Genomic DNA, 21,901 nt, shown 5'->3' with positions numbered 1-21,901 from the left:
GTTCACTTATGAATCCTTCGTTGAGATAACGGAGGTTTTTTTATTTATTTCGCACGGTTTAAGTGAAAACAAAAGAGGGACCTTTTCGGGTCCCTCTTGAGAGGCAGTACATCAATGATGTTCGGATTTTATCTGTCTATAGCCGCTAAAGTGATGCAGGTTTTGCCAGGCTTAACCCTTTTTTAAGGGGCAGCCTTTACTCTCCCCGACTTACAATAGATGCTGATTCAGAATCCTTGTGATTGTGTTCGTCTACGACGTCCAACGGAACCACACCTCTCTTTTGTACTGCCTGAGAATAGTATGTGTCATAATGTTTTTTTTATACATGCAGCTTAAAAAAATTAATGAACCCGTGCCTTTTCCGCCTTTTTCCACTTGCGGTCTTTGTTAGAGGTTTCAGGAAAGGTGTCACCCTTCTTCATTTCGATCCGTTTGGGATTCTGAATTTGGGTGTGGAAGCTGCGTGCTTCGCCTACCTCCGTATAGATGCCCGGATTCGGGGCTTTGTCGCCTTTTTCGTATTCGGTTTGTTCGCCCATTGAACCATTCCTCCTTAACAAAAGTGAGTATTGCTGTGTTATTGTGCGCCTATGGCCTGGTCTTCATGTAACCAAAAAGTATCCATGACCTTCCTTCATAAATATAACTTGCACTCTTCTGGACAATTTGGTATATTAATTTGGTGCGAGTCTATGTTTGTGCTCGTTCCTTGCTCCTGACGTGATCAGGGGCCTCAGACCATAAGGAGGTGAAAATTATGCGCAAATATGAAGTCATGTACATTATTCGTCCTGACATTGAACAAGAAGCCGTTCAAGCAGCAGTCGAAAAATTCCAAGGCATCATCTCCAACGGCGGAGAAATTACAAAGCACGATGTGCAAGGTAAACGCCGTCTTGCGTATGAGATCAAGAAATTCCGTGATGGCGTTTATGTTTTGGTTAACTTTACTGCAGAACCTGCAGTAGTTACTGAATTGGAACGTATCATGAAGATTTCTGACGAAGTCATTCGTTATCTCATTACGAACGACGTTGCCTAAGATCTTGACAAGCTTTGTAACGAATCGCTTATAAGGAGGGGACAGAATTGTTGAACCGTATCATTCTGATCGGTCGGTTGACCCGTGACCCGGAACTTCGTTATACTCCTGCTGGTGTTGCTGTAACGCAGTTTACGCTTGCCGTAGACCGCAACTTTACGGGCCAAAACGGCGAACGCGAAGCGGACTTCATCCCGGTAGTAACCTGGAGACAGCTGGCTGAGACCTGTGCCAATTACTTGCGCAAAGGACGTCTGACAGCCGTGGAAGGACGCATTCAAGTACGGAATTACGAGAATAACGAAGGCAAACGTGTATACGTTACTGAAGTTATTGCCGATAATGTCCGTTTTCTGGAATCTTCGCAGAATCGTGAAGGTGGCAATGCGCCAAGTGGCGGGAATGTACCTGAAGAACCATCCTATGGTGGCGGCGGTAACAGTGGACGCGGAAATAACAATAATTTCTCGCGTAACAACAATAATCAAGATCCTTTTTCGGGCGATGGAAAACCGATCGATATATCGGACGATGATTTGCCATTTTAATTAGGAAAGGACTGAACTGACATGGCTTTCAAACAAAGAGAAGGCGGAGAAAACGACAAAAGACCTGCACGTCGTGGTGGACGCAACAAGCGCAAAAAAGTGTGCTACTTCACTGTGAACAAGATTACTCACATTGACTACAAGGACACTGAACTTCTGAAGAAGTTTATCAGCGAACGCGGAAAGATCTTGCCGCGTCGTGTAACAGGTACAAGTGCAAAATACCAACGCGCTCTGACCATTGCTGTAAAACGCTCGCGTCAAATCGCGCTGCTGCCTTACACAACGGAATAGGACGTTTTATGAAGCAGCCGACCACTCGGCTGCTTTTTTATTTAAATATAGGGACTTATTTGTTTCATGCCACAATTCATCTTGCAGTTCAGATATTTGACGCAGACAGCGGAATGTAGTAAATTACAGGTATCCTATAACTAAAGGGGAAATTTTGATGTTGGTGAGCGTTCTTAACTAAGCAATTTCATATCGTCTGACCCGTAAGCCGCCCAGGGCTCGCTTTATGCTTAAAGCGTGTTGTATTTGAGTATGTCCAGCAGGATGTATTCCGGTTTCGGGAGGATGGATGAATTAGTTAAGGACACACGCGAAGCGTCATATGGCCTCTTTACGGCTGTTGTTCTCTTTGTGATTAAACCGTGCTCTTGCAGCACGGTTTTTTCTGTCTTCAGGCTGAAATTCCCGTTAAATGGAAACAGACTGAGGCACAAAGAGGGTGACAGCAGCAGATGAGGGCAAAGACTGCCGTAGTGGCAGTCTTTGCCCTTTTTGCGTTGGGGCAGAACAGAAGCCCGCCCTGGGAGCTCAGGCGAGGTATAAGGAGGAGCAGTACCAATGAATACAGAAAGCCAGGTAACACTGCAATATGAAGAAATGAAGCAAGATCTTGGGCGTTATGCAGTATCTTATGAAGGAAAAAAAGCGGTGGGGGGTCTTACGCCTATGACCTATCTGCCAGCGATTCACCGGGCGCTGGATGAAACTGCTGAGGCAAAGGATCTTTTGGAGAAAGGGGCAAGTGTACCGATCCCTTCTCTGGAGGGAATGGAGTGGCTGATGTCTTTGCTGGGAACGGGATATTTGTACAGCGAGAAGGATTTTATGGCGGTCTCGGTGTTTCTGCAGAGCTGCAGTCAGCTCCGTAAATACATGCAGGCCAAAGAGCAGAGTGCTCCGCGAATTGCATCCTATGCAGCGTCTCTGATGGAACTGAGCGGGGTGCGGGAGGAGATTGAACGCTGCATCCGGTTAGGGACCATTGACGACCACGCCAGCAAGGGGCTGGAACGGGTCCGGAAACGGCTGGCTGTGGCTAAGGACAGGCTGCAGCGGAAGATTGAAGCTGTAATGGCCAAACACCAGGGAATCCTGCAGGAGAATCTGGTAAGTATGCGCGGCGGGCGGTATGTGATTCCCGTAAAGCGGGAATATCACAAGCAGGTAAAGGGAGCGGTGCTGGATCAGTCCACCAGCGGGCAAACCGTTTTTGTTGAGCCTTATGAGATTGCTTCGCTGCAAGGGGAGCTTGAATTGCTGGCTGCTGAAGAGGCCAGGGAGGAGATGCTGATTTTAAGCATGCTGACCGGCCTGCTGGAGCAGGAACAGGCGGCGCTGCGGCTGAATATTGAGATCACGGGGAATTACGATTTTATCTTCGCCAAAGCCAAATACGCCCGGACGATGGGGGCGAGAAGTGTGGCTCTGAACGACCGCGGCTATCTGAGAATGAATGGGGGCAGGCATCCCAAGCTGGAAGGAATGATACCCGTCAGCCTGGAATTCGGCAATGGGTATAAATCTCTAATAGTCACCGGACCGAATACGGGCGGCAAAACCGTTGTACTCAAGACGCTGGGACTATTAACCTTAATGGTGCAGTCCGGCCTGCTGGTGCCTGTAGAGGAAGGCAGCGACTTTACAGTGTTCACGGATGTAATCAGCGTAATTGGCGACGGACAGAGCCTGACACAGTCTCTGAGCACCTTTTCAGCACAGATGAGGAGTATTGAGGGAATGCTGAGAGATGCGGGCAAAGGCGTACTGCTGCTGATCGATGAGCTTGCGGCGGGTACGGACCCGGGAGAAGGTTTTGCGCTGTCTATTGCTATACTTGAGGAATTGAACCGTAAAGGCGCAAATATCATAGTGACTACCCATTTTAATGAGCTTAAGGTTTTTGCAGCCTCTACCAGCGGGTTCCAAAATGCGCGGATGGAGTTTGACAAGGACACTCTGCAGCCGCTGTACCGGTTGACAATTGGTGAAGCAGGTGAAAGCTATGCCCTGCAGATTGCCGAGAAGCTGGGTATTCCGGAGACTGTGATCCGGCGCTCGCAGCAGCTTGTGGAGCAGCAGCGTGAAATGGATGGGGACAGAGGGCGCTGGGACAGCTTGAACTGTTCAGGACACCATAGGCCTGCTGAAAGAGCGAAGCAGGAGATACAGCGTACAGAACCGCTCCCAACCGAAGCAGCAGGGCCGGTCAAAATTCCAGCGGTTGAACAGGGGCCTGCCCAAGAAGCTGATGGTAAAGCGCCGAAAAAGGATTTTGAAATCGGTGATGCAGTGTATGTGAATTCGCTGGACAGGACGGGGATTGTCTACGAGACAAGGGATGCAATGGGAATGGTGGGTGTCATGATTCAAAAGCAAAAAATGAGATTTAACCATAAGCGCCTTAAGCCATACCTCTCGAAGGAAGAACTGTACCCTGAAGAATACGATTTTGATATCATTTTTGAAAGCAAGGAAACACGGAAAAAGCGCAAGCTGATGCGGAAAAGGCATGTGGAGGGGCTAAGCATTATTCACGAGGAAGAAGAAAAATAGTTGCTGCAGAAAAAGCATGTGGCCTGCCCGTAAGGGTAGGCTTTTTTCTATAAATGCTTCACTTTAGGACGAAAATTGTATATTCTCAATAATGTAGCCTTAAATACTATGACAATGAAACTTTAAGAATATAAAGAAAACTTTTTTGGATAACGCTTACATAAGCGGAAGGGAAGAATAATATGATGAAGCGCAGATATTGCGGGCTGGTGCTGACGATGGCGTTAATGCTTTCGGCTTGCAGCGGGATAGGCTCGGAGCGGCTTTCCTATGGAGTTCTTTCGAATAATGAGGCAGAAGTGCCTGCAGCTGGAGGAACGATTACATACGGATACTCCTCTCCGTTTCAAGGGCTGTTTGAACCTGCTTTTTATGAAGGCGAGGACGACTACCAGGTACTGGAATTCATTACAGAAGCTATGTTTAGAGTAAACGATGACTTAACCACGGTTCCGGGTATCGCTTCCTGGCAGGAATCAGACGATCATACCGTGTTCACGTTCAGAATAAGGCCAGGCGTCCGGTGGCACAACGGCGATGAATTAACGGTAGAGGATTGGAAATTCGCGCTAGAAACCATTGCCAGTCCAGAGTATACGGGGTCACGGTACTATAGCGTAGAAATGATCACAGGCGTGGAAGCCTATCATAAGGGAAAAGCCAAGGAAATCAGCGGGATTAAGGTAATCGATCCTTACACCCTGAGAATAACCATGAATAGTGTAAGGGTGAATGCACTGGATAATCTGTGGCCGTACCCGATGAACAAAAAAGTGTACAGCGGGATCGCGGTTAAGGATATGCCGGACAGCGATCCGGTGAGAAAGCATCCCATCGGCATTGGCCCCTTTGAAGTGACCAATATCCAGCCTGGACAGCTGGTGGAGATGAAGGCCTTTGAGGATTACTATCAGGGAAAACCGCTATTGGACGGTGTGAAGTATAAGGTGTTCGATGATAAGGAAATCGTGAATCTTCTTGATAAGGATGTCATTGATATCGCTACTGCCCCGCGTGATGCGTATGCTTCGCTGAAACAGCTGGACCGGGTGGATATTCTGCAGTCGCCTGAGCTGTCTTACGAATACATAGGATTCAAATTTGGATCTTGGGATCAAGAGACCCAGAAGATTGTCATGGATAATCCGAAATTCGCGGATAAACGCCTGCGGCAGGCTATGTATTATGCGTTGGATCGTGAAGGGATCATTAACCAATATTCCTACGGTCTTGGCAGTCTGATTGAAACACCGGTCCCCAGCTCAAGCTGGGCGAAAATTCCCGATTCAGAAATCAATACGTATCCCTACAGTCCGGAGAGGGCCAAGGCGCTGCTGAATGATGCAGGATACGTGGACAAGGATGGCGATGGGTTCCGGGAGGACCCGAAAGGCGCTCCGTTTGTTATTCATTATGATGCTATGACGGGAAGCACAACGGCAGAAGCAAGGACCCGCGCTATTCTGCAGAATTGGCGTGACGTTGGACTGGATGTACGCTTAAACGGCGGACAGCTTAAGGATCTTAATGCTTTCTATGAAGCTGTAGAGAATGATGACCCCTCAGTTGAGCTCTTCAACGGGGTATGGGGGCTGGCCAGCGACCCGGACCCGTCGGGTTTATGGAGAGAAATTGATCTGTGGAATTACCCGCGCTTCAGTTCAAAACGCAATGAGGAATTGATTCGGGAAGGCGTGGGAATCAAATCTTATGATAAAGAATACCGTAAGAACGTCTATTACGAATGGCAAAAATTAGTGAATGACGAAGTGCCGATGATCTTTTTTGCTGAGCGCATAAATATAACGGCCGTCAACAAACGTCTGCAGAACGTGAGGGTTAATTCGATGAGCAACATCATTGACCCGCAGACATGGTGGATAAAGGAAGGAAATGAATAACAGCGAAGCTCTGGACCCGCCTCCTAGTGCAGGCGGATACTGCAGCTTTGCTGTTTTTTTTGCAAAATACGAATCAAAATCAACTTTCGCACGTCATATACTTTATAGATTACAAGCAGCTTCAGTACTAAACTTGTCGTTATTTGTTGTTTCTTTTTAGGCGCTAAGTGATTACAATAGAAATATTGTTTATGTGTCAAAGGTGGTTTCCAAGTTTATTCTACAATTAGAATGACCCGAATTCCTGAAAGGGGGGAATCCTAACACTGAATCGGGGCAACCCATACCAGCCAAGAAAAGCCCAGCCATGACTGCCTGGAACCCTCCCGGCAAGCATTGAAAATAGATCGCGAGCAATCATATATACATTCCACCATAAAGAAGGAATCAAAAATTATGAAAAAATTCAAAAAAATGAAAAAAAGATATATCATCCTGATTGCTGCGCTGGTGGTAATCATTGGCGGTGGCTTTCTGTTCCAGAAACCGCTGGCCGTACTGGCCTTTGATCTTTTTCTGTCGGATCGGGTCGAGGATAAGCTGACGCAGGAATCCTACCAGCCTCTTGTTAATGACGGCACCACTACGGTCAAACCCGAACCTGTTGTTTACAAAAGTGACCCGTTCTCCCTAATGCTGCTGGGTACAGACCAGCGCGAGAATGAGACTGCCCGTTCGGATACCATGATCTATGCAGTTATTCGTCCGGAGGACTATAAGATTCTGCTCATCTCCATACCGCGGGATACCTACACCGAGATCATTGGACATGACGACAATAAAAAGGATAAGATTACGCATGCCTATGCTTTTGGCGGGCAGCAGATGGCCAAGGACACACTGGAAAACCTGCTCGGGCACGATATTCAATATTATGCCACAATTAATTTTCAAGGCTTGAAAGATGCGGTGGATGCGATTGGCGGTGTTCCGCTGCCGATCAAAAAAGATATTGTGAACAAAGGCAAGGATCATGAAAAATTCACTATCGAAGGCGGCAAGTCTAACTATAATGGGGAAGAGGCCCTTAATTACACCCGTTATCGCGAGGACAGCGACTTCAACCGTACCAAACGGCAGCAGGTTTTTATTGACGTCGTTGCGAACAAGATGCTGTCCATCAGCCAAATTGGAAATATCCCGGAGCTGCTGGACATAATGGGTGACAATTTCAAGACGGATATTCAGCCGTCAATGATTATAAGCCTCGCCAAAAAATTCATGGGCGGCAAGGATATGGATATCTCCAGCTTTACTGTGATGGGTGAAGGGGAACGTATCGGCGGGGTTTATTATGATATCGTAGATGAAGAGGACCTCACTGAAGCCAAGGCTATGATTGACAATTGGATGAATGCCAGCACACCGGTAGACCAATTAATCGAGCCGGGAAAAGCCCAAAACGCCCTGGAGCCAGCAGCTACAGCCGCAGCGCAGTAATCTCCGCAAAAGAATAAGCAGGAACCGCAGCAGCCATATACAATCTTAATGGCTGCTGCTTACTGTTCTCATGTTATAATGAATTGGAACGGATGATTGGCATAATAATTCCTTCGGAACTCTTTGAGGAGGATCAAGAGATGAATATTGCGTTTTTTTTACTTCCGAAACAAGAGGTCGCCTGCGTAACCCTGGATTCAACGCTGCGCCAGACTCTCGAACGGATGGAATTTCACCGCTATACGGCTGTACCGATTCTGAACCGGAATGGAGAATATGCCGGGACAGTAACGGAAGGCGATCTGCTGTGGTATATGAAGGATTCAGGTGGAGCGGTGACTTTCGAAAATGCTTCAAAATATCTGCTGAAGGATGTTCCGCTGCGGATGAATAATCTGCCGGTGTCCATTGATGCAGATATGGAGGATTTGATTAATTTGGCCAAGGTGCAGAACTTTGTGCCTGTGGTTGACGACATGAACCGATTTATCGGTATTGTCCGCAGGAGTCAGATTATTGAGTATTGCGAGAAGGTTGTTTCCCGCCAATCGCAGGAATCGTTATAAACATTTATTCCCGGCAGTTGAGCAAGTTGTACCAAGGCCTGTATTTCCGGCGGTCACGGAATGCGGGCCTTTTTTGAAAGCGCAGCCCTTGAATTTCATGAGCGGTGGACGTCCCGTGTAGCTGGGAAATATTTATGCTATAATTGAGAATAATGTTTTTTGCCGGAGGTAGAGAGACTGTGCCCAATGTGCCGAAGGACCTGGATGTGGCCAAACGCGCCAAAGTAATTGAATGGTTGAAAACTGAAGTAATTGATCAAGTCTCACGGTTATTTAAAGCGCTCTGGGAAGGCAGCACCGCGCGTGTAGGAGACAGTCTGGCGAGCCTGATTATGAGCTCCTACATTCTTGGACGCAGACTGGGCATCCCGTATCGCGAGCTCGACGATCTCCTGATTGAGAAGCTCAGAAAGCACAGGCAGGAAGGGCATCAACTGGAAGAATGGTACCAGGATATATCTGCGTTAGAAGAACATATGCGTAAGAGGTGAATACTGTTGAAATTTCGCTGGACATCGGTGGCATGGAGCATAGCGTATCTGCTGTTGCTGCTCTCGTTATCAACCCCACTGCTTATTATCACTACACTATTTATGATTATACCGGCAGTAGTATTGTTCACTACTCTGAATACAAAGCAGTTCATTATTCATATTCTGCCTGTATTGCTGATTGTCGGTCTGATCACACCCGTCTATGTCTTAATAGCGGTCTATTTCTTAATCCCCGCCCTGGTGATGGGACGATGGTATAAGAAACGCTCTTCAGCGATGTCCACTCTGCTCGCCGGAATGATTACCATCCTGGCCGAATTCCTGCTTCTGCTGCTGCTCGGAACAGCATTGTTTAATTTTGACCTTACCACCTATGTGAATGATGTGCTGCAGATGGTGAATTCACCGCTATCGGAGCTGGGGGCCGGCAATCCGCTGATGTCCGAATTGAAACTCTCCTCGGAGGACGTAAGTACAATCAGCCATATGACTGTCCAGATCATTCCAATGACACTAATCATCAGCTCGTTTATGATAGCTGTGATCACACATTCCATTGTCCGTCCGATTCTGAACAGCATGGAATATGCCGTGCCGCGAATGAAACCAGCCCGTGAATGGAGACTGCCAAGATCGTTCATCTGGTATTATCTGCTGGGTGTTGTGCTCAGCCTCGTGTTTGGAGGAGCAGACAGCGGATTCATGCCGATGATATCGGATAATCTGCTGCCGCTGCTAAGGATTGCTTTTATCATTCAGACCATCGGGTTCCTTTTCTTTCTGGTGTATGAGCGGAAATGGAGCAAGGTTGTGGCACTCCTGCTGGCAATCCCCGTAATTTTGATGCCGGGGCTGTGGATCATCGGTATAGTCGACCTGGCGTTCCCGCTGCGCGAGCTTGTGACGAAATCGAAACGATAGGGTGAGAGCTCATGCCAAAATTTCTGCAAAGACGCTGGCACGGCTATCATACCGTATGGGCGTTTATGCTGCTGCTGCTGCTGATTATAGTAGTCAGTTTCTATAACTGGGTTATTGGTGTCGCCAGTTTATTTCTGGCCGGGACCCTCTGCTTCTCCATGCTGCAGGCAGAGCTCTCGTTCCGGCGGAATCTGGTCGAATATATCAATGGGCTATCCTTTCGGATTAAGCGGGTTGAGGGTGAAGCGGTCAGTATGCTTCCGCTGGGCATTATTCTGTACAGCGAGGACCGTAAGGTTGAATGGAACAACCGCAGCGCAGGTGATATTTTTTCACGAAAGTCTTTGGTAGGAGAAGAAATTGAGGAACTGCTGCCTGACGTTATGCCTTCCGCGGCTGGACATGTACCGGTCAAACGGGAAGCTTCCAAAGAAAATGTACTGAAGGAGATCCGTAAAGAAATAGCAGTGGATGAACACCATTATCAGGTGGTGATAATCCCCAGCGAACGGCTGCTGTATCTGTATGATATTACTGAGCTTGTGGTGCTCCGCGAACGCTATGAGGAAGAAAAGCTCGCGATCGGCATTGTGATGATGGATAATCTCGACGAAGCGGCCCAAGGCATGGACGATCAGCAGCGCACGTCCCTGATCGCCAAGGTGGCCAGCGAGATTACGGAGTGGAGCAAGCAGTTTGAAGTGTACCTGCGCCGGCTGTCTTCGGAGCGGTATCTCATGCTGCTCAATCACCGCAGCCTGCAGGCCCTCGAAGAAAGCCGGTTCGTGATTCTGGATGAGGTGCGGGAAATGACCGCAGATCTCAAGGTGCCGATGACGTTAAGCATCGGACTCGCCTATGGTTCGGAATCTGCCAGTGAGCTCGGGGCACTGGCACAATCAAGCCTGGATATGGCCCTCGGCCGGGGCGGAGACCAGGCGGCCGTGAAGGCGGGCCAGCGGCTGTCCTTCTACGGCGGCAAGAGCAATGCAGCGGAGAAGCGCACGAGAGTGCGGGCCCGTGTTATTGCGCACGCCCTGCGCGATCTGATGCAGGAAAGCGACCGGGTGCTGATCATGGGCCACCGGACGCCTGACATCGATGCTGTAGGGGCAGCGATTGGTCTGCTTAAGGCGGCACAGATGTACAATGTGGAAGCTAACATTGTGATGGAGACACCGAATCCTTCCATTACCCGGATGATGGAGCAGATCCGGCGGGATGAGGAGCTGAACAAGTCCTTTATCTCTACGGAACAAGCACTCCAGGTCATGACGGAGCACACCCTGCTGATTGTGGTGGATACGCATAAGGCATCCATGACAATGGAGCCGCGCCTGGTGCAATATGCCAGCCGCATTGTGGTCGTAGACCACCACCGCAGAGGTGAGGAATTCATAAATGATGCTGTGCTGGTCTATCTGGAGCCTTATGCCTCGTCTACCTGCGAGCTGGTAACAGAGCTGCTGCAGTACATTCATGACAAGATCAAGCTCAGCCCGCTGGAAGCTACGATGCTGCTCGCCGGAATTACAGTGGACACCAAGCATTTTGCGCTTCACACCGGGTCCAGAACCTTTGAAGCAGCAGGGTTTCTGCGCCGGGTCGGGGCAGATACGATTCTGATTCAGCGGATGCTGAAGGAGGATCTGCAGGAGTATATTTCCAAAGCGGAAATTATCAAACACGCCCGGATGGTGTATGATCATATAGCGCTGGTTGTGACGGAGCCGGGAATGAAGATTCCGCAGCTGCTGATTGCCCAGACGGCCGATACACTGCTGGGTATGACGAATGTGGTGGCTTCATTTGTCATCAGCGAGCGGCCTGACGGCCTTATCGGTATCAGCGCCCGGTCACTGGGGCGGATGAATGTGCAGGTAGTTATGGAAAAGCTGGGAGGCGGCGGCCACTTGTCCAACGCTGCCGTACAGCTTGAAGGAACAAGCAAGGAAGCAGAAGCCAGACTGCTCGCAGTACTGGCCGAAATTGAAGCGAAAGAGGGGCTGTTCGAATGAAGGTCATTTTCATAAAAGATGTTAAGGGTCAAGGCAAGAAAGGGCAGGTCAAAGAGGTATCAGAGGGTTATGCATCCAACTTCCTGCTGCCGCGGGGCCTGGTTCGCCCGGCAACGGAAGGCAATGTAAAAACGCTGGAGAATCAAGCGGCCGCAGAACAGCGCCGCAAGGATCAGGAGAAAGAGGAAGCTGTTCAGCTGGGCAAGAAGCTTGACGAGCTGACGCTGACGCTGAAGGCCAAAGCTGGCGAAGGCGGCCGGCTGTTCGGTGCCATTACCAGCAAACAGATCGGGGAAACTTTGGCAGCTGCCCACGGCATCACCATTGACAAACGCAAAATTGAACTGAGTGATTCAATCCGCCATGTGGGTACATTTCAGGTAGCGGTGAAGCTGCATACTGAAGTAAAGGCTAACCTCACGGTTCAGGTAACGGAGGAGTAAGATGGGTGGAGATCTCTTTTTCGATCGGATTCCCCCGCAGAACCTGGAGGCGGAGCAGGCCGTAATCGGTGCTGTGCTCCTGCAGGACGAAGCGCTGATTACGGCGATGGAGCGGGTGAATACCGAAGACTTCTACGATAAACCGCATCAGATGATATTTGAAGCGATGGTGCAGCTCGGAGAAGAGAGCCAGCCGATTGACCTGGTTACACTGACGTCCAGACTGCAGGACAAGGGACAGCTTGAGGATATCGGCGGAGTGAGCTATCTGGCGAAGCTGGCGCATGCGGTGCCGACTGCAGCCAACGTCGATTATTATGCCCAAATCATTGAAGAAAAGGCGATGCTGCGCCGGCTCATCCGTACAGCTACGCAAATTGTCAGTGAGGGTTATACCGGCGGAGAAGATGTAGCCAATATGCTTAGTGATGCCGAGCGGCGGATTCTGGAAATCTCCAACCGGCGCAGCGGCAGCGGGTTTATTGCAATCCGTGATGTACTCATGCAGGTGTTTGACCGTGTAGAATTGCTTCATCAGAATAAGGGCGGCACTTCAGGAATTCCTACCGGCTTCGTGGATCTCGATCATATGACCAACGGCTTTCAGCGCAATGACCTGATTATTGTGGCTGCCCGTCCTTCCGTAGGTAAAACAGCGTTTGCGCTGAATATTGCCCAGAATGTAGCGGTGCGGGCCAAAGAGACTGTAGCTATCTTTAGCCTGGAAATGTCGGCGCCGCAGCTGGTTCAGCGTATGATTTGTGCCGAAGCCAATCTGGATGCCAATATTATGCGTACTGGTGACTTTAAAAGTGATGATGACTGGTCGAAGCTGACGATGGGCATTCAGTCGTTGTCGGAAGCGGAAATCTATATTGATGACACTCCCGGTGTTACGGTTACGGATATCCGGGCCAAATGCCGCAGACTGAAGAAGGAAAAGGGCCTCGGTATGATCGTCATCGACTATTTGCAGCTCATTCAAGGGCGCGGAAAGGCCGGGGAGAACCGCCAGCAGGAAGTATCGGAAATCTCCCGTACCTTGAAGCAGATTGCCCGTGAGCTCGATGTTCCGGTTATTGCCCTGTCCCAGCTCAGCCGTGGTGTAGAGCAGCGTCAGGATAAACGTCCGATGATGAGTGACCTTCGTGAATCCGGTTCGATCGAGCAGGATGCCGACATTGTGGCCTTCTTATACCGTGATGATTATTATAACCAGGATACCGAAAAGAAAAATATCATCGAAATTATTATTGCCAAACAGCGTAATGGTCCCGTAGGCACCGTAGAGCTTGTGTTCCTGAAAAATTTCAACAAGTTCGTCAACTACGAGCGTGCCCATAACGAACCATTTGCAGGTTAGGCAGTTTTCGAACAATATCCGAACGATCACACATTTTCTTGTGGGATCGTTCGTTTTTATTTGACTTTAAAAAGTCCCGCTGTTACACTGGTTATTGTGCTTTAGCGGGTTAAACCGCTGGGCGTCCGGAGGGTTGCGTACATAAGAACAACGTACAGAGCCCATATTATGAAAAATAATGGTGCTAAAGCGAGCACCTACGGAGGAATGAACATGTCAACGGTAGTCGTCGTGGGAACACAATGGGGAGACGAAGGCAAAGGCAAGATCACGGATTTTCTGGCAGAAAGTGCAGATGTGGTCGCCCGGTATCAAGGGGGTAACAATGCCGGTCACACGATTCTGATTGACGGGAAGAAATTCAAGCTGAGCTTGATTCCATCAGGCGTATTTTACAAAGAGAAAACTTGTGTCATCGGCAACGGAATGGTTATCAACCCTGAGGCTCTGATTCAAGAAATTAATTATATTCATGAGAACGGCTTTGACACCAAGAATCTGGTGATCAGTGACCGTGCCCATGTCATCATGCCATATCATATGCTGCTGGATGCACTGGAAGAAGACCGTAAAGGCCCTAACAAGATCGGGACTACCCGCAAAGGGATTGGCCCGGCTTACATGGATAAGGCCGCCCGTAACGGCATCCGTATTGCCGATCTGATGGATGCGGAGGAATTCGAGCTGAGACTGCGCCACCTAATGGAAGAAAAGAACCAGGTAATCACTCAAGTATACGGAGCGGAAGCGCTGGATGTCGAAGAAATTCTGACCAAATATCTGGAATATGCAGAAGTTCTCCGCAGCTATGTTACGGATACTTCTGTCGTGCTGAATGAGGCGATTGATGCCGACTCCAGAGTGTTGTTCGAAGGCGCGCAAGGCGTAATGCTTGACATCGACCAGGGAACTTATCCGTTCGTGACTTCATCCAATCCGTCCGCAGGCGGTGTCTGCATCGGTTCCGGTGTAGGTCCGTCCAAGATTCAACAGGTTATTGGTGTTGCCAAGTCGTATACTACCCGTGTAGGCGATGGTCCTTTCCCTACGGAACTGAATGATTCCATCGGTGACTATATTCGTGAGACCGGTCATGAGTACGGTACAGTCACCGGACGCGCCCGCCGCGTAGGCTGGTTTGACAGCGTAGTGGTGCGCCATGCCCGCCGTGTCAGCGGAATTACCGGCTTATCCCTGAACTCGCTGGATGTTCTTAGCGGCCTGGAAACTGTTAAGATCTGCACGGGCTATAAATACCGCGGAGAAGTGATTACCCATTATCCGGCCTCTCTAAAAATGCTGGCGGAATGCGAAGCTGTCTATGAAGAGCTTCCAGGCTGGAGCGAGGATATTACTTCGGCGAAGACGCTGGAAGACCTGCCGGCAAATACACGGAAATATGTTGAACGGGTATCAGAGCTCACAGGTATTCCGATCTCGATTTTCTCTGTAGGCCGCAACCGTGAGCAGACTAATCAAGTTCTGCCGATCTATATCTAGGCTTGAATATTAGTTTTACCCTTTGAGGGGCCTCAGTTGAGGCTCCTTTTTTTGTGCGCCCTGCGTGGTGCAGGCCAGGTAGTCTCTTTATCCGCCAGACGTTTCCCAGCCTCAGTTCTAGTCAATACTGGAAGAATAGGAACCAAGGACTGATTTTCCGGAGATTGGCTATGAACTGAAGAAGTAAGGGAGAGATGAAGATGAAAATTGTAAAACGCGGGCTTGCCGTCTGTCTGATTATGGTGCTGGCGAGTACGCTGTCCATTCTGACCACAGCCTTTGTTGTCAATACCTATATTCAATCCGTACTGGCAAGCTTTGATATCAAGCTGGATGGCCCAGAGCCTGGTATCGGCGGGTTTGTGAGGAGTCTGACAGGAATGAACTCAAAGGCTGTCCCGGACACAGCAGAGAAGCAGAAAACTGCAGCGCCTAATGATCAGGAGAAGAATACAAACGGAGCAGATGGTGCAGATGGCAGAAGCGGCAGCGGTGAGAAAGCCGGGGAGGAGGATGCCCCTAAGGATGCTCTGCCTGTGATGGGGGAAATGTCCATTAATGAGGAGCAGAGCGGAAGTGCTCTCGATCAGAAATTAGTGATGACACCGGAGGCAATGAAGGACTTGAAGAATAATCTGCCTGCCGATGAAAAAGCCAATATTTTCAACATCTTAATGGCGAAGCTGCCGCAGGAGGAAATGCAAAAAATATCCAAGGCAATGGAGGATGGCCTGACGGAGAGTGAAGTCAAGGATCTGCAGCAGGTCATAGCAAAATACGTAGATAAAGAAGAATATGACGCCCTAATGAAAATGCTTACACCGGAAATGGATGACCCTTCGCAAAATTAAAAATTGTCACTTTTTGGACACGGCTACGCTGTTTAAACGTCATACTTTTGGAAAAAACCCGCGAAATTGGCGGGTTTTGTCGTGTGTGTAAAGTTGAAATTTTTCTCCCGGCTGTGGTACAGTAAAAAAGGACTATAAGGGGTTAATTTTTTGTAACCTTTTTGGGTACCGGACAACTTGACCAATTCACACTAACGCAAATAGAAAATAGATGCTCCAGCATATATAAAAGGGGACGTATAACAATGCTTGGCCGCTCTTTGCAATGCGGATGGGCGGACTGAAAGGGAGAGTTTCATGAAGGGATTTAAGTTCATGCGCCAGGTGGGGAAGCTGCGAAACGAGGACGCGCGTTCCGTAGAACCCGGTGCAGCAAATCAACAGGGCAGCGATGCCGGCAGCGATACTGATGTCTTTCATCAAGAAAACAAACCCCGGAGATTACGGCGCTCCTGGATTGCAGCTTCTGCGGGTCTCGTGCTGCTGGGTGCCTTTCTGGTTGGAGCCGAGAAAAGATATGTGACCGCCAATACGGTAACCTACTACAAGGTTTTGGTAAAGGGCGAAGAAATCGGCAGGATTAGCCGGGAGGCCGAGCTCGATCAGCTGTTTGAACAGAAACGGCAGGAGTACCAGGTGAAATATCCTGAATCGGTAATGGTGCTGCAAACGGACGGGATTACAACAGAAGCGGAAAAGGCTTTTAAACCCCAGATTGACAGCGGTAAAACACTGGATAAGCTGGACGGTATGCTCAAGGCTTATGCTGTAGGCGTCCAACTAACGGTAGACGGCGAAGTGCTTGGCACCGTGAAGGATCAGGAGACTGCAGCAGCGGTATTAAAAGGTGTAAAGGAGCATTATCTGCCGCAAGCCGAAGCCTCCGCAGGGTCCCGGCTTAAGAAAACGGCTGCTACAAGTTCAGCCAAGGCATCGAACACAGGCAGTGACACCGTAGAGTCGGCTGCGATCCGTGAGCAAGTGTCCATTGTGCCGGTCAAAGCCGATCCGAACAAGGTTTTAAGTGTAGACGAAGCGGTCAAGGCGCTTACAGAGGGTAAAGAAGAGCCGTTGACGTATACGGTCCAGGAAGGCGATACGATTTCGGGAATCGCCAAACTGTATGATACGACACAGGCTGAGATATTCAAGAACAATCCTACGGTTAAAGAATTGACACTGCAAATTGGTGATACTCTGCAACTGACGGTACCGCAGCCCGCCCTTACGGTTGTTACCGTAGAGCAGGTGGCGGAACAGGTGGTTACCGAGCCGGAAGTGATTGTCCGCACGAGCGATCAGCTCACCGCCGGCAAGAGTAAAGTGGTCCGTCCCGGACAGACCGGTCTCAAAACCATGCAATACCGCTTGACCAAAGAAAATGGACAGGTCGTCAAGGAAGAATGGCTGGGACAGACTGTGATGAAAGCATCACTGCCGGAAGTAGTGTACCGGGGAACGAAGGTGGTCGGAGAAGGTACAGGGATGTTCGCCTGGCCGGTTAGCGGGGCGACAATTTCCAGCAGCTATGGCGAACGTTGGGGCCGCGTACATAAGGGCGTCGATCTGGTATCCGGCAACCGTACAATCCAAGCAGCCGATGCCGGAACGGTCAGCTTCGCTGGTGTTCAGAACGGGTACGGCAACGTAGTTATTGTGGATCATCATAACGGTTATATCACGTATTATGGGCATCTTAGCAGAATTTCAGTCTCCCAGGGACAAAGGCTTGATCAGGGGGCACCAATCGGAATCATGGGCAGCACCGGACGTTCAACCGGAACGCATCTGCATTTTGAAATCCGCAAAAATGGTACAGCGATCAATCCAATGAAGTATCTGCAATAATTCATATCCTAAGCTCAGGACCGTCCGAATAATTTCGGGCGGTTTTTTTAAAATATAGCGGATTTATAGGTTTCACGCCACAAGTCATCCTTATATTTCTCGCTGAAACGGTACTGTCTTATTAAAGGACGGTGAAGCTGGAATGACAGGAATGTGCATCGTAGGATGTGACGCTAGGACAGGTATGTTAAAATAGGAGAATCAATGATAAGTATGGTTAGAAAGGTGAAGCGGAGCATATGCAGATGGGGACGATTCTGGTAGTAGACGATGAACAGCCTATTGCTGATATATTGAAATTCAATTTGGAAAAAGAGGGCTATGAGGTCATCTGTGCCTTTGACGGCAACAGTGCAGTTGAGCTGGCATTGTCCAAACGGCCGGACCTGATGCTGCTCGATCTCATGCTTCCCGGCAAGGACGGCATGGATGTCTGCCGTGAGGTGCGTTCAGCGCATCTGGATATCCCGATTATTATGCTTACCGCCAAAGACGGGGAGATTGACAAGGTACTGGGACTGGAGCTTGGGGCAGATGATTATGTGACCAAGCCGTTCAGCACGCGGGAGCTGCTGGCCAGAGTGAAAGCGCAAATGCGGCGCCAGCATAAGCCGGCTCCCTCGGAGGCTCTCAGTGAACCGCTGGAAAGCAAGCAGGGGATACACCATTTCGGCCTTTTTGTGGACACCGATATGTATATGGTTTACAAGGAAGGCGAACCGCTCGATCTGACGCACCGCGAATATGAGCTGCTCTATTATATGATTCGCCACGCCGGCAAGGTGATGACCCGGGAGCATTTGCTGCAGGCCGTATGGGGCTTCGAGTATTTCGGCGATGTGCGGACCGTCGATGTAACGATTCGCCGTCTGAGAGAGAAAATTGAGGAGAATCCCAGCAAACCGGAGTATATTTTTACCCGGCGCGGACTTGGTTATTTGATGCATAGCCCCAAAAGCGGAGGGTTGTGATGAAGGGACTGTCCTTTTTCCGGACGATACAGGCGAAGCTTATTATTATTTATGTGCTGCTGATTCTGATCGCCATGCAGCTGATCGGTGTGTATTTTGTCAGCTCGATGAAGAATTCACTAACCGATAATTTCACCAAGGATCTGAAGGCGCGGGCGGAGATGCTGTCCATTCTGACCGCCGATAAGTTCGGCAGCGAAGCCGGAACGGCAGATGAAGAGACGGCTGTGGAGAGTCTGCGCGGAATGGTCAACAATCTGTATATCAATGGCGCCGAAATTCAGGTGCTGGATGCAAGCGGCAAGATTATTACCACTTCAGTGCCTTCGCAGAATGATTATGTGGGCCAGCGCAATACCCAGACGGTAGTCAGCCGCGCCCTGCAGGGAATCAGTGACAACGAGGAATATATTATTGCGGATGATAATGTGCGCAAGAAGGTGGTCGCCAAGCCGGTGCTTTCCGGTGACAAGGTTGTAGGGGCCATTTATATTGCTGCCGATATGAAGGATCTGTATGCCACCATCAGCCGGATCAACAGTGTATTTCTCTCCGGGCTGCTGCTGGCGCTGGCGCTGACCGCCGTGCTTGGTGTTATTCTGGCGCATACGATCACCCATCCGATCAAGGAAATGACCCGGCACGCTACCGCCGTGGCCGAAGGGCGTTATAACCGCAAGATGCCGGTGTTCGGCAATGACGAGATTGGCCAGCTAAGCCAGGCCTTTAATTATATGACAGGCAGACTGCGGGAAGCTCTATCCCAGAATGAAGAGGAGAAGGAGAAGCTGGCCTCCATCCTTGCCAATATGAGTGACGGCGTGGTTGCCACTGACGAGAGCGGCGGAGTTATCCTGATGAATACCCGGGCAGCACATATGCTGGGTTCAGAAGGTCCGCTTCCCGAAGGCGCCCCCTTGGATGAGCTGCTGGGTCTGGATCATGAGCAATCCGGATCGCTTGCCCAGGGCAATGCCCAGTCAGCAATGCTTCATCTCTCACCAATGGGCGGGGAAGATCCCAACATTGTGCGGGTTACCTTCACGCCGATTCACCGACGGGAAGGCGGAGGGATTGCGGGGACGATTGCGGTTCTGCAGGATGTTACAGAGCAGGAGAATCTGGAAGAGTCCCGCCGCGAGTTCGTGGCGAATGTGTCTCATGAGCTGCGGACGCCGCTGACGACCATCAAAAGCTATGCCGAAGCCCTGGATGACGGCGCACTTGAAGATCCGCAGCTTGCTGTGCGGTTCGTTGGCGTCATCCGCAATGAGACAGAGCGCATGATCCGTCTTGTAACGGATCTGCTGCATCTCTCACGCCTGGATTCGAAGGAATCCAGCCTGCGCATTCAGCAGACGGACATCTCCGAAATGCTGGAGGATGTGGCCGACCGCTTTTCTTTTCAAATCCGCCAGAAGCGTATTCATATCAGTACCAGAGTCCGCGACGATGTGGCCAGTGCCTGGCTTGACCGGGATCAAATTGATCAGGTACTGGGCAATCTCGTTTCCAATGCGCTGAAGTATACGCCGGAAGGCGGGATGATTCAATTGGAGGCCCTGAAGAATGAAGAGGGAATGCTGGCGATCACAGTCAGGGATTCTGGCATAGGAATTCCCAAGAAGGATATCGAACGGATCTTTGAGCGTTTTTACCGGGTGGACAAAGCCCGCTCCCGCAATATGGGGGGCACGGGCCTCGGACTGTCCATTGCCCGGGAAATTGTCAAAGCGCATGGGGGCTCCATATCGCTGCAATCCGAATTGAATGAGGGCTCACTTGTCACCTTTACCTTGCCTTTGAAGCAGGAAGGGGGGAGTGCGCCATGAAAGAAAAAGTAAAATCCTGGATTCTTGCGCTGCTCGTATTTGGAAGTCTTGTAGAGAGCTATTATCTGATTTACCGGCTCCCGGGCAGTGATTCTGCGGTTATGTCAGAGAATTTGTATGTAAAGACTGACAATATGGGGCCGGAGGAAAAGGTAGAGAACCTGCTCTACCCCGACAAAATGATTATTCATATGGGTCAGGGCAAGCATACCCTCTTCTATCCTAATACTACCTTTTATAATCTTATCCTCAACCGCCTGAAAGGCCGGGGTTTTGAAAGTTTCCAACGGCGGTCGGTGCAGGACTTCGACTGGAACAAGATCCGGAATGAGAATCCGGGCATCGAGCTGTCGTTCGGTGCAGGCATTCCCGTAACCCTGCTGCAGCGTGTAATGCAGCTGTCGCCGGATTCGCTGTTTGAAGGGGAGAGTATTGACCGGATCTGGATTTACAATATCAAAAATGATTCCAAAGCGCATGCTGTCTTCTTCAGTACCCGGGGCGATATCGTGTATGAAGCGGCCAAGGCTGATCTCACAGTGCAGGATGTGCAGCAGCATGTGGACTTCGGCAGGGACCTGACGAATTACAAGGCCGTGAACGGCGACTATTATGTGCCGGCAGCGAAGGTATCCATGGTTGAAGTTGAAATGCCGCTGGGAATGTATACGATTCAGCAGATGCAGAGCAATCTTTTTTTTGATGCTGGAAGCACCCGATATATTCCGGAAAAAGACGGCTCCGAGATTTATACGGACAGTAAGCGCAGTCTTCAGGTGGACCAAGAGCAGAACTGGATGAGCTACAGCGATCCGGCTGCGCTTCCAGCCGGAGAGAGTACACCGGCCAAGGATGCTCTGGAGGCCGTTGATTTTGTCAATGAGCACGGGGGCTGGAATGGAACCTACCGGCTGGCGGCAACGGAAGAAGGCAGGCAGGAGCGCAAAGTCTCTTTTCAGCAATTCTACGGCTCTTCACCTTATGGCTCATATCCGATTATCAGCCAGCCTCAGCTGCAGTATGGGGTAATTAATCTGGAGCTGCAGCAGGGGACCGTATCTTCCTATGAGCGTTCTCTGATGTTTGTAGATGAGAGCAAAGCGGTTAAGCGGATTGTGGATCTGTCGTTTGGTGAAAGGCTGGAGAATCAGTTGACGCAGCTCAGCCAGGCTTCAGTGGTGAAGGACCTTACTCCAGCCTATGTCCCGGAGGAACAGGGAGAGAAGCTTCGGCTGATTCCGGTATGGCGGGTCACGCTTAAAGACGGCTCGGTGCTCACGCTGAATTAGGAGTTCTGAACCTATATAAGTTAC

At 49.9% G+C, this 21,901-nt stretch carries 19 protein-coding genes; 18 read left to right on the top strand and 1 reads right to left on the bottom strand.

From position 1 onward, the window contains the following. Positions 1–344: 344 nt before the first annotated feature. Positions 345–542, bottom strand: coding sequence for a YjzC family protein (locus tag PGRAT_RS30965; RefSeq protein WP_025706809.1), 198 nt, complete (start codon positions 540–542; stop codon positions 345–347). 218 nt (positions 543–760) lie between these two features. Here PGRAT_RS30965 and rpsF point away from each other — a divergent pair, with 218 nt between their 5' ends. The 18 genes from rpsF to PGRAT_RS30875 all read left to right on the top strand — a co-directional run bounded on the left by rpsF (position 761) and on the right by PGRAT_RS30875 (position 21,877). Further along, a complete protein-coding gene (gene rpsF / locus PGRAT_RS30960) occupies positions 761–1,045 on the top strand; it encodes a 30S ribosomal protein S6 (RefSeq protein WP_025706808.1) in 285 nt (94 codons plus the stop codon). A 47-nt stretch (positions 1,046–1,092) separates the two neighbouring features. Further along, entirely contained in the window at positions 1,093–1,593 is a 501-nt protein-coding gene (gene ssb, locus PGRAT_RS30955) for a single-stranded DNA-binding protein (RefSeq protein ID WP_025706807.1), read from the top strand. 21 nt (positions 1,594–1,614) lie between these two features. Then, the gene (gene rpsR / locus PGRAT_RS30950; protein ID WP_020425713.1) at positions 1,615–1,887 is read left to right on the top strand and encodes a 30S ribosomal protein S18; all 273 of its coding nucleotides are present in this window, start codon (positions 1,615–1,617) and stop codon (positions 1,885–1,887) included. 558 nt (positions 1,888–2,445) lie between these two features. Continuing rightward, positions 2,446–4,440 carry an endonuclease MutS2 gene (locus tag PGRAT_RS30945; RefSeq protein WP_042267714.1) on the top strand — a complete coding sequence of 665 codons (1,995 nt, stop codon included), beginning with the start codon at positions 2,446–2,448 and terminating at the stop codon, positions 4,438–4,440. 182 nt (positions 4,441–4,622) lie between these two features. Beyond that, positions 4,623–6,341, top strand: coding sequence for an oligopeptide ABC transporter substrate-binding protein (gene opp4A, locus PGRAT_RS30940; RefSeq protein ID WP_025705548.1), 1,719 nt, complete (start codon positions 4,623–4,625; stop codon positions 6,339–6,341). A gap of 396 nt (positions 6,342–6,737) precedes the next feature. Further along, positions 6,738–7,781: an LCP family protein gene (locus PGRAT_RS30935; RefSeq protein ID WP_411830799.1), complete on the top strand. Its 1,044-nt coding sequence runs from the start codon at positions 6,738–6,740 to the stop codon at positions 7,779–7,781. 140 nt (positions 7,782–7,921) lie between these two features. Continuing rightward, on the top strand, positions 7,922–8,347 hold the full coding sequence (locus tag PGRAT_RS30930) for a CBS domain-containing protein (protein WP_020425709.1): 426 nt from the start codon (positions 7,922–7,924) through the stop codon (positions 8,345–8,347). A gap of 188 nt (positions 8,348–8,535) precedes the next feature. After that, positions 8,536–8,838: a MazG-like family protein gene (locus tag PGRAT_RS30925; protein ID WP_025707985.1), complete on the top strand. Its 303-nt coding sequence runs from the start codon at positions 8,536–8,538 to the stop codon at positions 8,836–8,838. Between the two features lie 6 nt (positions 8,839–8,844). Beyond that, positions 8,845–9,762 (top strand): DUF2232 domain-containing protein, encoded by a 918-nt coding sequence (locus PGRAT_RS30920; RefSeq protein WP_025707984.1) that lies wholly within the window; start codon positions 8,845–8,847, stop codon positions 9,760–9,762. 11 nt (positions 9,763–9,773) lie between these two features. Then, complete coding sequence (locus tag PGRAT_RS30915) at positions 9,774–11,780, top strand: DHH family phosphoesterase (protein WP_025707983.1); 2,007 nt, start codon at positions 9,774–9,776, stop codon at positions 11,778–11,780. Beyond that, complete coding sequence (gene rplI, locus PGRAT_RS30910) at positions 11,777–12,223, top strand: 50S ribosomal protein L9 (RefSeq protein WP_025707982.1); 447 nt, start codon at positions 11,777–11,779, stop codon at positions 12,221–12,223. Before PGRAT_RS30915 ends, rplI begins: the two co-directional genes overlap by 4 nt. 1 nt (position 12,224) lies before the next feature. Beyond that, positions 12,225–13,586 carry a replicative DNA helicase gene (gene dnaB / locus PGRAT_RS30905; RefSeq protein WP_025707981.1) on the top strand — a complete coding sequence of 454 codons (1,362 nt, stop codon included), beginning with the start codon at positions 12,225–12,227 and terminating at the stop codon, positions 13,584–13,586. A 213-nt stretch (positions 13,587–13,799) separates the two neighbouring features. Next, positions 13,800–15,086, top strand: a complete 1,287-nt coding sequence (locus PGRAT_RS30900; protein WP_025707980.1) for an adenylosuccinate synthase — start codon at positions 13,800–13,802, stop codon at positions 15,084–15,086. Between the two features lie 200 nt (positions 15,087–15,286). Next, positions 15,287–15,937, top strand: a complete 651-nt coding sequence (locus PGRAT_RS30895; protein ID WP_025707979.1) for a hypothetical protein — start codon at positions 15,287–15,289, stop codon at positions 15,935–15,937. A 297-nt stretch (positions 15,938–16,234) separates the two neighbouring features. Further along, on the top strand, positions 16,235–17,785 hold the full coding sequence (locus PGRAT_RS30890; RefSeq protein ID WP_025707978.1) for a peptidoglycan DD-metalloendopeptidase family protein: 1,551 nt from the start codon (positions 16,235–16,237) through the stop codon (positions 17,783–17,785). Positions 17,786–18,024: 239 nt separating this feature from the next. Beyond that, entirely contained in the window at positions 18,025–18,756 is a 732-nt protein-coding gene (gene yycF / locus PGRAT_RS30885; RefSeq protein WP_020425969.1) for a response regulator YycF, read from the top strand. Further along, a complete protein-coding gene (gene walK, locus PGRAT_RS30880) occupies positions 18,756–20,588 on the top strand; it encodes a cell wall metabolism sensor histidine kinase WalK (RefSeq protein ID WP_042267710.1) in 1,833 nt (610 codons plus the stop codon). The genes yycF and walK overlap by 1 nt, the downstream gene beginning before the upstream one ends. Continuing rightward, positions 20,585–21,877, top strand: a complete 1,293-nt coding sequence (locus PGRAT_RS30875; protein WP_025706528.1) for a YycH family regulatory protein — start codon at positions 20,585–20,587, stop codon at positions 21,875–21,877. Before walK ends, PGRAT_RS30875 begins: the two co-directional genes overlap by 4 nt. The last annotated feature ends 24 nt before the right edge of the window (positions 21,878–21,901 follow it).

Origin of the sequence: Paenibacillus graminis (genome assembly GCF_000758705.1) — a bacterium.
GTDB lineage: Bacteria > Bacillota > Bacilli > Paenibacillales > Paenibacillaceae > Paenibacillus_AQ > Paenibacillus_AQ graminis.
The sequence above is the reverse complement of the archived record's forward strand: the minus strand, read 5'-3'. Positions and strand labels throughout refer to the sequence as shown.